The organism is Enterobacter cloacae complex sp. 397G4, assembly GCF_050031515.1.
Taxonomy (GTDB): Bacteria; Pseudomonadota; Gammaproteobacteria; order Enterobacterales; family Enterobacteriaceae; genus Enterobacter; species Enterobacter hormaechei_C.
Genome location: NZ_JBLGWE010000001.1, coordinates 4,413,265 through 4,425,118, shown reverse-complemented (window position 1 = coordinate 4,425,118; position 11,854 = coordinate 4,413,265). Strand labels below are relative to the sequence as shown.

General features: G+C 51.8%; 10 protein-coding genes. 1 reads left to right on the top strand and 9 read right to left on the bottom strand.

All coding sequences use genetic code 11. The features are described from left to right. Nucleotides 1-128: 128 nt before the first annotated feature. From ACQG1Y_RS21280 to ACQG1Y_RS21270, 3 genes are all read right to left on the bottom strand, one after another. A complete protein-coding gene (locus ACQG1Y_RS21280) occupies nucleotides 129-350 on the bottom strand; it encodes a lipoprotein (protein ID WP_003860364.1) in 222 nt (73 codons plus the stop codon). A 248-nt stretch (nucleotides 351-598) separates the two neighbouring features. Beyond that, nucleotides 599-3,712 carry an efflux RND transporter permease subunit gene (locus ACQG1Y_RS21275; protein WP_368740944.1) on the bottom strand — a complete coding sequence of 1,038 codons (3,114 nt, stop codon included), beginning with the start codon at nucleotides 3,710-3,712 and terminating at the stop codon, nucleotides 599-601. Nucleotides 3,713-3,723: 11 nt separating this feature from the next. Next, a complete protein-coding gene (locus ACQG1Y_RS21270; RefSeq protein ID WP_015572026.1) occupies nucleotides 3,724-4,863 on the bottom strand; it encodes an efflux RND transporter periplasmic adaptor subunit in 1,140 nt (379 codons plus the stop codon). A gap of 396 nt (nucleotides 4,864-5,259) precedes the next feature. Between ACQG1Y_RS21270 and envR the strand changes: the two genes are divergently transcribed. Further along, nucleotides 5,260-5,907, top strand: a complete 648-nt coding sequence (gene envR, locus ACQG1Y_RS21265) for an acrEF/envCD operon transcriptional regulator (RefSeq protein ID WP_023295515.1) — start codon at nucleotides 5,260-5,262, stop codon at nucleotides 5,905-5,907. On the opposite strand, the gene ACQG1Y_RS21260 is transcribed toward envR, so the two are convergent. The 6 genes from ACQG1Y_RS21260 to prmA form a co-directional block, all read right to left on the bottom strand. Next, nucleotides 5,902-7,986 carry a putative bifunctional diguanylate cyclase/phosphodiesterase gene (locus ACQG1Y_RS21260; protein ID WP_426737041.1) on the bottom strand — a complete coding sequence of 695 codons (2,085 nt, stop codon included), beginning with the start codon at nucleotides 7,984-7,986 and terminating at the stop codon, nucleotides 5,902-5,904. The two genes, envR and ACQG1Y_RS21260, sit on opposite strands and share 6 nt — an antisense overlap. 139 nt (nucleotides 7,987-8,125) lie before the next feature. Next, nucleotides 8,126-8,290: a DUF2556 family protein gene (locus tag ACQG1Y_RS21255; protein ID WP_003860373.1), complete on the bottom strand. Its 165-nt coding sequence runs from the start codon at nucleotides 8,288-8,290 to the stop codon at nucleotides 8,126-8,128. A 178-nt stretch (nucleotides 8,291-8,468) separates the two neighbouring features. Continuing rightward, nucleotides 8,469-8,765 (bottom strand): DNA-binding transcriptional regulator Fis, encoded by a 297-nt coding sequence (gene fis, locus ACQG1Y_RS21250; RefSeq protein ID WP_000462905.1) that lies wholly within the window; start codon nucleotides 8,763-8,765, stop codon nucleotides 8,469-8,471. Nucleotides 8,766-8,788: 23 nt separating this feature from the next. Then, entirely contained in the window at nucleotides 8,789-9,754 is a 966-nt protein-coding gene (gene dusB / locus ACQG1Y_RS21245; protein ID WP_015572023.1) for a tRNA dihydrouridine synthase DusB, read from the bottom strand. A 330-nt stretch (nucleotides 9,755-10,084) separates the two neighbouring features. After that, nucleotides 10,085-10,825 (bottom strand): carbonic anhydrase, encoded by a 741-nt coding sequence (locus tag ACQG1Y_RS21240; RefSeq protein WP_017382702.1) that lies wholly within the window; start codon nucleotides 10,823-10,825, stop codon nucleotides 10,085-10,087. 137 nt (nucleotides 10,826-10,962) lie between these two features. Next, the gene (gene prmA, locus ACQG1Y_RS21235; protein WP_414234767.1) at nucleotides 10,963-11,844 is read right to left on the bottom strand and encodes a 50S ribosomal protein L11 methyltransferase; all 882 of its coding nucleotides are present in this window, start codon (nucleotides 11,842-11,844) and stop codon (nucleotides 10,963-10,965) included. Between the last annotated feature and the right edge of the window lie 10 nt (nucleotides 11,845-11,854).

Genomic DNA, 11,854 nt, shown 5'->3' with positions numbered 1-11,854 from the left:
GGGGTATAGCGGGGAGTAAGGTAGCGTATTGAATTTAATTAATATCTGATGCTATTCGTGATGAGGAATATACGTTCCTTATATCAGGGAAAAATAAAAGCGCGGCGATGGCCGCGCTTTTAGAAGCCTTATTTAGTCAGGGCGACAATACCGAGTGTCAGGCCAGCGATTGCCGCGGCGCCACCAGCAATCGCACCTGCTGTTTCCCAGTTATCCTGGGTAGTGCCCTTCATACAGGTATTGGTGTGAACCAGTCGCCCCTGATCGTCGTATACCGGTACACATGGAGAGTCGTGCGCGCAACCAGCAAGCAGCGCAGCGAGAAGTGCAACGGAAAGGAATCTTTTCATGATGTTACCTCAATATGATCGCTTATTCGCTAAAGAGCCGATACAGCAATTAACGAACTGATGATTATTTTACCACCGCACTAATACCATGCAGCACGGGGAATAATCTCAATTTGTGTGGATTGTAAAAATTATGAAGAAAAAAGCGCGGGCACTGATTATTAATGGAGGAAATGTGAAGAGGGGAAGTGTTTTTACATTGTTTTCAGGAAATAAAAAAGGCACCAGAGGTGCCTTTATGGTTTTCATTAATCCTTGTGCTTTGTAAACCGTCTCCGGACAACCACAAAGAAAACAGGAACAAAGAAAATGGCCAACAGGGTGGCTGACAGCATCCCGCCCATCACGCCCGTCCCGACCGCATTTTGTGCCCCACTACCAGCACCGCTGCTGATGACCAGAGGCATAACACCAAGGATGAATGCCAGGGAAGTCATCAGGATAGGACGCAGACGCATACGCGAGGCTTCAAGCGTGGCTTCGATAATCCCTTTGCCTTCTTTATCCATGAGATCCTTGGCGAACTCAACGATCAGTATGGCGTTCTTGGCTGATAAACCAATTGTCGTAAGCAGACCAACCTGGAAGTAAACGTCATTGTTCAGCCCTCGCATTGATGCAGCCAGAAGCGCGCCGATCACCCCCAGCGGCACAACCAGCATGACCGAGAAGGGAATTGACCAACTTTCATAGAGGGCCGCCAGACACAGGAACACCACAATCAGTGAGATGGCGTACAGCGCCGGAGCCTGATTCCCGGAAAGTCGTTCCTGATAAGACATCCCCGTCCAGTCGTAGCCGATGCCGGAAGGCAGTTTTGACGCAAGGCTTTCCATCAACGCCATTGCCTCACCGGTACTTTTGCCAGGGGCAGACTCACCGAGGATCTCCATTGATGGCATCCCATTGTAACGTTCCAGACGCGGTGAACCGTACACCCAGTGAGAGCTGCTAAAGGCAGAGAAAGGCACCATTTCGCCGTTAGCGCTACGCACATACAGGCCGTTAATGTCTCCTGGTAGCATACGGAAGCGAGCATCAGCCTGGACATAAACTTTTTTCACCCGTCCGTGATCGATAAAGTCGTTCACATAGGTGCCACCCAGCGCTGTTGAAATCGTCTGATTGACGTCAGACACGCTCACACCCAGCGCCTGTGCCTTCTCCTGATCGACGTCCAGCTTGAACTGTGGCGTATCTTCCAGTCCGTTAGGACGCACGCGGACCAGTAAGTCAGGATGTTCTCTCACCATGCCCAGCAGCTGGTTACGCGCCTGGGTTAACTGCGTATGCCCCAGGTTTGCCTGGTCAATCAATTCAAAGTCAAAGCCTGTTGCGGTACCCAGTTCAATAATGGCAGGCAGGTTAAACGGAAATACAAGACCGTCTTTGATCTGGCTGAACGCTTTCGTCGCGCGGCTGACAATCGCCTCAACGCCGTTTTCCTTGCCCGGACGTTCTTCCCATGGCTTCAGGCTGACGAAAGCGATACCGGAGTTCTGCCCCTGTCCGCTAAAGCTAAAACCGTTTACGGTAAAGACCGATTCAACGTTCGCTTTCTCTTTCGTCAGGTAATAATCCTGAACCTGATCGAGTACCTGCTGAGTACGCATTTGCGTCGCCCCTGCCGGCAACTGAACCATCGTCATAAACACCCCCTGATCCTCTTCCGGCAGGAAGGAGGAAGGCAGGCGCAGGAACAGAACTGCCATGCCGCCGACGATGACGACGTAAACCAGCAGATAGCGGCCGGTCTTACGTAAAATGCCGCTCACGCTGTTGCTGTAATGCTCCACACTTTTATCAAAGAGCGCGTTAAACCAGCCGAAGAAACCACCTTTCTTTTCATGATGTTCGCTGGAAACCGGTTTGAGCAGCGTTGCACAAAGAGCAGGCGTTAATATCAACGCCACCAGTACCGACAAGGCCATCGCGGAGACAATGGTCAGCGAGAACTGGCGATAGATAGCCCCGGTTGAACCACCAAAGAATGCCATCGGGATAAATACCGCCGAAAGCACCATGGCAATGCCCACCAGGGCGCCCTGGATTTGCTCCATCGACTTCTGCGTCGCCTCTTTTGGCGGCAGCTTGTCCTCAACCATGACGCGTTCTACGTTCTCGACCACCACGATGGCGTCATCGACGAGCAGACCTATCGCCAATACCATCCCGAACATCGTCAGGGTGTTAATGGAGAACCCGAACGCAGCCAGTACCGCAAAGGTGCCCAGTAACACCACGGGCACGGCGATAATCGGAATAAGCGTTGCCCGCAGGTTTTGCAGGAACAAGTACATCACCAGGAACACGAGAACAATCGCTTCAAACAGCGTCTTCACCACTTCATGGATTGAGATCTTCACGAAAGGTGTGGTGTCGTACGGATACACGACTTTCAGGCCCTGAGGGAAGAAGGGCTGCAACTGCGCCAGTTTACTCTTGATGGCGGCAGCGGTATCCAGCGCGTTTGCGCCAGTCGCCAGCTTGATCCCCAGCCCCGTTGCTGCCTGGCCATTGATTTTGGTGACCATGTTGTAGTTTTCGCCACCCAGCTCAATGCGGGCCACATCTTTCAGGTGGACCATTGAACCGTCCTGGTTCACCTTCAGCGTCACACGACCAAACTCCTCCGGCGATTTCAGACGCGTTTGAGCAATAATTGAGGCGTTCAGTTGCTGCCCAGGTACGGACGGTGTTCCGCCCAACTGGCCCGCAGCAATCTGGTCGTTCTGCGTTTTTAGCTGGTTAATGATATCCAGCGGCGTGAGCTGATATTTGTTCATCGCGTTGCTGTCCAGCCAGATGCGCATTGCATACTGGGCACCGAACAGCTGCACGTCACCGACGCCGGAAGTACGGCTGATCGCATCTTTTACGTTAGAAGCGACATAGTCGGAGATATCATCCTGCGTGAGGTTTTTATTGTCCGACACAAAGCCTGCAACCAGCAGGAAGCTGCTGCTGGATTTCTCCACGCCGATCCCCTGCTGCTGCACTTCTTGTGGCAGCAGCGGCATGGCGAGCTGGAGTTTGTTCTGAACCTGCACCTGCGCAATATCAGGATCTGTACCCGACTCGAACGTCAGCGTAATGGTGACGTTACCAGCGGAATCACTGGTGGACGACATGTACATCAAATTATCGATACCGTTCATGTTCTGTTCGATAACCTGAGTGACGGTGTCCTGTACCGTCTGGGCATCAGCGCCCGGGTAGGTTGCTGTCACCGCAACCGCCGGCGGCGCAATGGTCGGATATTGCGCGACCGGTAGTTTTAAAATGGCCAGCCCGCCCGCAATCATCAGAATGATGGCGAGTACCCAGGCGAAAACAGGCCGTTGAATAAAGAAATTAGCCATGTCGTTATTCCTTAACTGGCTGGAGTCGCTGCGGTATCAGGAATAGCCACGACGGTGACGCCAGGGCGAACTTTTTGCAGGCCGCTGATAATGACGCGGTCGCCGTTTTTGAGGCCTTCCGTGATCAGCCAGCGATCGCCAATCGCCTGCGGTGCAACGACAGTGCGTGATTCCACCTGGTTTTTCTCATTTACCACAAGCACGGTGGCATCTCCGCGTGGTGTACGGGTTACTCCCTGCTGGGGAACCAGTATGGCATCAGGTTGCGTACCTTCATCGATGCGCGCACGGACAAACATACCCGGTAACAGCATATGCTGTGGGTTAGGGAAGAGGGCGCGAAGGGTGATTGAGCCGGTACTTTCATCTACCGTGACATCAGAGAACTGGAGCGTTCCTTTCAGCGGATAAGGCTGGCCATTTTCCATCAGCAACTCGACGCTGCTGGTGTCTCCCTTTTGCAGGCTCGTCTGCTGCTTCAGGCGCATAAAATCGCTGCTGGATTGCGTCACATCGACATAAATGGGATCGAGTTGCTGAACCGTCGCCAGTGCAGTTGCCTGGCCATTAGTGACTAACGCCCCTTCGGTGACGCTGGATTTACCTATACGCCCGTTGATTGGGGATGTGACTTTCGTATAGGCCAGGTTGATCCGCGCGCTTTCAACGCCAGCCTTCGCGGCAACCACGCTCGCATCCGCCTGCTGGGCAGTTGCCACCGCCTGATCGTACTCTTGCTTGCTCACATATTGCGTACCAACCAGCGGAACGTAACGTTTCACCGTCAGATGGGCGATATTCGCCGCCGCCTGTGCTTTTACCAGTTCACCTTTCGCATTGTCGTAGGCTGCCTGATAGGTGGCCGGATCGATTTGATAAAGGGATTCACCCGCTTTAACGTCGCTGCCTTCGGTAAAATTACGGTGCAGAATGATACCACTTACCTGAGGACGAACCTCCGCAACACGATACGCGTCAGTTCTGCCGGGCAATTCTGTCGTTACGGCCAGTGGCGCGCTTTTAACAATATGAACACTGACCTGAGGAGCTTGCGCATGCTGCTGTGGGTTTTCTTGCCCATCGCACCCGGTGAGCAGCGCGGCACAGACAATGAAACCGGATAAGGGTAAGCATCTGAAGTGATTCGTCATTACTGTTCCTTAAACTACCCTTGAGCCGATATTTGCCATGAATCGGTGAAAGGGTGTGAGGCAAAAAATAGAAATGTAGCCGCGTATAATAATGAGGGTGTTTAATGTTTTTTAATTTATAAGTGCTGATGGAGCTTTTAAAAGTAAAAATCGGAATCTGACACAGTGTATTCGGTACTATTTTTCTGTCAGGATAATCAACGAAATGTTTTCGGTGAATGCTATTCATATATTTTATGAATTTTATGTATTCGATTTATTCGCGTGAATTATAAATTAAATGAATTGACTTTTTTTGTGCAAAATTAACACGGGTTTTGGTTAATACTTTGACTACACGACCACGGCAATATCCTTTGATAACGTATCAATTTTATGAGTAATGAGTAGCAGGTTATGGTGCGCAAAAAAAAAGAAGAGGCTCAAAAGACCCGCCAGCAGCTGATTGAAGCCGCTATCGGGCTATTCGCGACGCGTGGCGTGTCCAGCACCACGCTTACCGACATCGCCGATGCTGCTCAACTCACTCGCGGGGCGGTTTACTGGCATTTCTCGAGTAAAGCGGAAATATTTAATGCAATATGGGATCAGCAATTGCCGATGCGTGAGATGATTCGTGACAGGTTAATACTTTCCGAAAATGACGACCCTTTGTTAATGCTTCGTGAACAATTTATTGTCGCACTGCAATATATTGCGAGCGAGCCGCGGCAATATGCGCTTTTACAAATTTTGTATCATAAGTGTGAATTTCATGACGATGTGATTTCAGAATGTGAAATACGCAAGCGGATCGGTTTAAACGATGATTATCTTCGCAAGACGCTAAAGCGATGCATTGCTCGTAACGTTATCTCTTCGCAAACCAATATTGAACTGGCGCTGATTGTTTTCCACGCCTTTTTTAGCGGTGTCATTAAAAACTGGTTAATGGATAGCAACAATTTTAATCTGTACAAACAAGCACCGGCGCTGGTGGATAATATTCTGGCGACACTAAATATCACCCGAGTGGCACCAGTGGTTTACGATACAGCCTCATGACCGCGTCCGGGGTGGCGACATCTCCCCGTGTTGGCACTGTTCCATAATAGCTTGCGCGGTAATCGGTTTGCCCAGCAGGTAACCCTGTAGCGTATTGCATCCCAGTTCTGTCAGAAAGGTTTGCTGCGCTGCGGTTTCGACCCCTTCCGCCACGACCTTCAGATTCAGCGTTTTTGCCAGGGCGACAATCGCCGAGACAATCGTCGCATCTTCGCTCTCACCACTTAACTCTTTCACAAAAGCACGATCGATTTTCAACTCGCAGGCGGGGAGTCGCTTAAGATACAGAAGGCTTGAGTAACCGGTGCCAAAATCGTCTATCGAGGCTTTTACTCCCGCATCCGTCAGCGCTGTCAGGACACGAACGCTTTCGTCCGGATTGTTCATTGCCGTGGTTTCGGTCACCTCCAGGATCAACATGCCGGGCGGTACGCTATGGCGCGTCAGACAATCGAGAACTGTTTTAACCAGCGACGGCTGTTCGAACTGCAATGTAGAAAGATTCACCGCCATTGACCAGTCCGTGTGGCCCTGAAGATGCCATTCATGCAGCTGGCGGCAGGCCTCGTCGATTACCCAGTTTCCAATCGGAATAATCAGCCCCGTTTTCTCTGCCAGCGGTAGAAACAGGTCAGGGGAGAGTAACCCCTGTTTGGGATGCTGCCAGCGTAACAGCGCTTCGAACCCGAGGACTGGCCCGGCAGGAGCGTGGAATTTAGGTTGATAAAGCAGGCGTAACTCATTACGGTCGATGGCTTGCCACAGATCATTCATCAGCTGAAGATGCGTCTGCGCCAGCGTATTCATTGACGGCTGGAAGAAGTGATAGCCGTTACGACCCATATGTTTCGTGTGGTACATCGCAGCATCAGCGTTAAACATCAGTTCACGATCGGTTTTGCCATCGTGTGGATAGAGCGCAATGCCAATGCTCAGGGTGACCATCAGTTCATAAGGATCGAGATGGAACGGGCTATCAATGACGCGCACCAGTGAATTTGCCAGTGAGGCAGCATCATCCGGAGTGGCGGTTTCGGCCAGCAGGACGAATTCATCCCCACCGATACGCGCCAGCGTATACTGACCTTTCAACTGCAACAGCAAACGCTGAGTCACCGCAACCAGAAGCTTGTCACCGACATCATGACCATAGGCATCGTTGACGGTTTTAAAGCCATCAAGATCCATAAACATCAGCGCGAAAGGGCTTCCTTCGCGATCGGCCTTGCTGATGGCCTGATCGAGGCGATCCTCAAGCAGAATACGATTGGGTAATCGTGTCAGCGTATCATGCAACGCCAGCTGTGCGAGTTCACGGTTAGCTTCTGCCAGTGATGAGGCCAGCAGCGAGGTACGAGCCTGAAGGCGGGCATCGAACATCGACACCAGCAGCGTAATCCCCAGAATAGCGAGCGCGACCACGCTAACCAGTATCGCCAGCCAGCTCCCGTTAATGCCATGATGGTGGACCATCGTCGACATTGGAAATTGTGCTGCTTCCATGCCGGCGTAATGCATGCCAGCGATAGCGATGCCCATGGTGATCGCCGCCGCCAGCCGCATCAACGCCATTCGTGCAGCTTCCTGACGTAAACGGAACGTCAGCCAAAGAGCGGCCAGTGAAGCGGCAAGGGCAATGACCACAGAGATAGCCACCCACGTTTTATCCCAGACAATACCCGGTGTGACCTCCAGGGCAGCCATACCGGTGTAGTGCATGGCAACAATGCCCGCTCCCATCACGACGGCGCCAGGCAGCAGCCGGCGCAAACGTAGCTGCTCGCCGCTAACGAGCCACAGGGCAAACATTGACGAGCTGATGACGATAACCATCGAAAGCACGGTCAGGACCGCGTTGTAACTCATGCTCATGGAAAGATCCATCGCCAGCATACCGATGAAATGCATCGCCCACACGCCAATCCCCATCGAAACACCGCCACCTGCCAGCCAGACGCGTGCAGCGATGCCCTGGCTTCCGGCAACGCGCGCAGCCATATTCAGCGCGGTATAGGCGGCAAGAATGGCAACAACAAAGGAGATGACTACGAGGATTTGGTTGTATTGGCTAACCAGCATGGTCTGTTCACTCGTTGTGAGACGTTAAGCAAGAGCGGTTGGAAAGGGCACAGACATTATCATCGTCAGGAAATGACGAAAAGTGATTTAAATCCCTGTTTTTATTGAGTGATAACAGGGGGGGACAGGATGGAAGCGGTTAGTCCAGCTCTGAGCAGTTGACCAGTTTAAGCGGGTTCACGGAATTCATATTGCGACATTTATCGGTTTCGGTGCTCATCAGTTCAATCCACTGCATCAGCAGCGCATCAAAAATGAAAACAGAGACAGCAAAAACGACCAGCCACCAGTATTTACGAATCATGTGTCATTCCGTGAAAAGAGAGCCTGTAAGTTGCTGGAAATATACACGAAAAGCGGGCGTTGAAAAGTGGGGAAAGAGAAGGTTTACAAAGCATTGACGGTTGCCCGTCCGGACGATAAAAAAGGCGCTTCCCCATGCCGAAGAGCGCCTTTTTAAACAAGCAGTTAGCTAATCGAAATTAGTTCATGCCGTATTTTTTCAGTTTCTTACGCAGGGTACCACGGTTGATGCCCATCATCAGGGCAGCGCGGGTTTGATTACCACGGGTGTATTGCATCACCATGTCCAACAGTGGCTGTTCAACTTCAGCCAGTACCAGCTCATACAGGTCATTAACATCCTGACCGTTCAGTTGAGCAAAATAGTTCTTCAGTGCCTGTTTAACCGAGTCACGCAGGGGCTTTTGAGTCACCTGATCCTGAGAGTTAACGGTAGAAACGGTCAGTACGTCAGAATTTACGCGTTGTTCGAACATAGTTCTGTCAGCTCTTTATTTCATTACGCAAGATTTTCGAAGTATGCCTCCAACGCCTCCAGCTGTTCGCTGGCATCCTCAATGGCGTTGAATGTGCGCCGAAACTGGTCATTTGGAGCGTGCTCCTGGAGATACCAGGAGACGTGTTTACGCGCAATTCGGTACCCTTTTGCCTGGCCGTAGTGGTCATGCAGTTCCCGAACATGCGAACAAAGCAAGCGCTTAACCTCTGCCAGAGGCAGTGGGGCAAGCAGCTCCCCAGTGTCCAGATAATGCTGGATTTCCCGAAAGATCCAGGGTCTTCCCTGAGCGGCACGTCCTATCATCAGAGCATCAGCTCCCGTATAGTCGAGCACAGCTCTGGCTTTAAGCGGGTCAGTAATGTCGCCATTCGCGATAACCGGAATGGAAACTTTCTGCTTAACTGCCCGAATGCTGTCGTATTCAGCTTCACCGTTGAACAAACAGGCGCGAGTGCGTCCATGAATGGTCAGGGCCTGAATGCCACAGTCTTCGGCCAGTTGGGCAATCTCTACGCAGTTACGGTGTTCCGGCGACCAACCCGTGCGAATCTTCAACGTAACAGGAACGTCCACTGCGCTGACAACCGCCGTCAGGATTGACTTCACCTGGTCGGGGTATTGCAGAAGGGCTGAACCTGCAAGCTTGCGATTCACCTTTTTGGCCGGGCAACCCATATTGATATCAATAATCTGGGCGCCACTTTCCACGTTAATACGCGCGGCATCTGCCATCTCTTCAGGCACGCTTCCGGCAATTTGCACGGTGCGGATACCTGGTTCATCAATGTGCACCATCCGTAGGCGGGACTTATCGCTTTCCCAAACCTGCGGGTTAGACGACATCATCTCGGAAACGGTCAGGCCTGCTCCCATCTCGTAACACAGCGTCCTGAACGGCCGGTCGGTAATACCTGCCATTGGGGCTGCGATCAGGCGATTTCTGAGCTGGTGGTGTCCGATGCGCATGAGTTAAGAAATGACCATACTGTGACTGCAAGGCGGCGTATATTACGCATTTTTTGCACGAGATGAAAGGCCAAACTTTGAACAATCCTCTGTTGTAGATCAAGGAATCGCCAGTCATTCTTTTTGGATAAGATTATTCGCTATTTAAATCATTGTGTTATGAATAAATGAACATTTTGTGGGCGCTTACAATTTCCCGTAACTTCTCATCATTTCTGAATAAATGAATCAATTGTCCGGGATAATCTGCTGCTATAAGCAGCAGATTATGGCGCTTCTTTGCGATCTGCGTCGCATTTCAGCACAGGATATCAGCGTAAAAAAATCGACTTATTCAACAACCAGACGACCATGAAGCGGTTGAACCGGGCGGCTGTTTTCATGGTGCATGGTGTGAGTGAATTTTTGCAGCTGTTCAGCAGAGACGGTCAGCGGGTGCTTGAGCACCAGCCATGTCACCCCTTCTGAACATGGTGGCGTGGTCAGAGAGCCGCTAAAACGCCAGTAGGTTTTATCCGTGGGCAGTAATTTATTCATATCGAGGGTTGGCTTAATCGTTACGTTCTGGTCAACCTGTCCGGGCATCACGCCCCAGAGTTTATCCAGTTCAGTGTTTGCCGCGCCCTGATCGAACATAACGGCAACGACCGTCAGTTCGCCGTCAGCGTTTTTATGGACCAGATGCATTTCCATTGCGTATTTTTTACCGTGCACCGTGTTTTCGGATGGCGCATGGAAATGGAACTGCTGTAACGTCCAGCGCTGTTTATCAAGCGTGATGCTGTCGCGTGTATCGGCATTTTCACTTGCCTGGATAGTATGGCCGTTGTTTGTCAGAATGACCGGGCCGTCGATATAGTGCGTTTCCAGCGGAGAGATGTGGGCTTTGACCGTGTTATCTATGTTGACCGGCGACTGATACATTCCGCTTTTACACGTCTTGTACGCCTCGTCCAGTTCGCCCCAGTGTTCCGGTGCGCCTTCTCCCTGATAACTCCAGTGTGATGCGTAAGCCGTAGCCGAAATCATGCTCAGCGCCAGCAGCGCTGCCTTGCCTGAAATGTGTTTCATCATATTCTTCCTGTGAATTTCATTATCCAAATCAATGATTAACATTATGATTTGTGCGGTTATTTTATCGAAGAAAGGAAGAAGGCGGGAGAAAAAACCGAAGGGAAAAGGCGTGGTCAGACGACCACGCCAAACGCTTATTTTTTACGGCCGGTGATGCGACACCACTCTTCTTTCTCGACCACCGGGTCGAGCGCGACGAGATCGGCGTAGGCTTCACAGACGCTGTCTGCCTGGCTGGCAAGGATACCGGACAGGCCCAGCAGACCGCCTTCAACCGGCAGCACGCTGATTAACGGCGCCAGCTCGCGTAACGGGCCAGCCAGGATATTCGCGACCACAACATCGGCTTTCATCGCCTCTGGCTGTGCATCGGGGAGATACAGTTCAAGGCGATCGGAAACGCCATTACGCTCGGCGTTATCACGGCTGGCCTGAATCGCCTGCGGATCGATGTCGATCCCGATGGCTTTTGCCGCGCCCAGTTTCAGCGCCGCGATAGCAAGGATCCCGGAGCCGCAACCGAAGTCGATCACGGTTTTGCCTTCCAGATCCAGGCCATCCAGCCATTGCAGGCACAGGGAGGTTGTCGGGTGGGTGCCGGTGCCGAACGCCAGACCCGGATCCAGCATCACGTTGACGGCGTTTTTATCGGGAACTTCACGCCAGCTTGGGCAGATCCACAGACGCTGACCAAACTGCATCGGATGGAAGTTGTCCATCCACTCGCGTTCCCAGTCTTTGTCTTCCAGCTGTTCAATTTTATGCGCGAAACCCACGCCCAGCAGCGGATGGTTTTCCAGAATCGCCACGACCTCTTTCATGTCGGTTTCTGCATCGAACAGGCCGATAACGTCCGTATCACCCCACAGGCGCGTTTCGCCCGGCAGCGGCTCAAAGACCGGCGTGTCATGCGTGTCCTGGAAGGTGATAGAGACCGAACCGGCCTCCATCAGCGCATCACTCAGTTCTTCGGCGTTCGCGCCGGTTGTGTTCAGTTTTAATTGGATCCACGGCATGGCAAAACTC

Excerpts from the sequence above, each read along its gene's own strand:
- ACQG1Y_RS21280 (WP_003860364.1), bottom strand. The coding sequence starts at position 350 with ATGAAAAGATTCCTTTCCGTTGCACTTCTCGCTGCGCTGCTTGCTGGT.
- ACQG1Y_RS21275 (WP_368740944.1), bottom strand. The coding sequence starts at position 3,712 with ATGGCTAATTTCTTTATTCAACGGCCTGTTTTCGCCTGGGTACTCGCC.
- ACQG1Y_RS21270 (WP_015572026.1), bottom strand. The coding sequence starts at position 4,863 with ATGACGAATCACTTCAGATGCTTACCCTTATCCGGTTTCATTGTCTGT.
- envR (WP_023295515.1), top strand. The coding sequence starts at position 5,260 with ATGGTGCGCAAAAAAAAAGAAGAGGCTCAAAAGACCCGCCAGCAGCTG.
- ACQG1Y_RS21260 (WP_426737041.1), bottom strand. The coding sequence starts at position 7,986 with ATGCTGGTTAGCCAATACAACCAAATCCTCGTAGTCATCTCCTTTGTT.
- ACQG1Y_RS21255 (WP_003860373.1), bottom strand. The coding sequence starts at position 8,290 with ATGATTCGTAAATACTGGTGGCTGGTCGTTTTTGCTGTCTCTGTTTTC.
- fis (WP_000462905.1), bottom strand. The coding sequence starts at position 8,765 with ATGTTCGAACAACGCGTAAATTCTGACGTACTGACCGTTTCTACCGTT.
- dusB (WP_015572023.1), bottom strand. The coding sequence starts at position 9,754 with ATGCGCATCGGACACCACCAGCTCAGAAATCGCCTGATCGCAGCCCCA.
- ACQG1Y_RS21240 (WP_017382702.1), bottom strand. The coding sequence starts at position 10,825 with ATGAAACACATTTCAGGCAAGGCAGCGCTGCTGGCGCTGAGCATGATT.
- prmA (WP_414234767.1), bottom strand. The coding sequence starts at position 11,844 with ATGCCGTGGATCCAATTAAAACTGAACACAACCGGCGCGAACGCCGAA.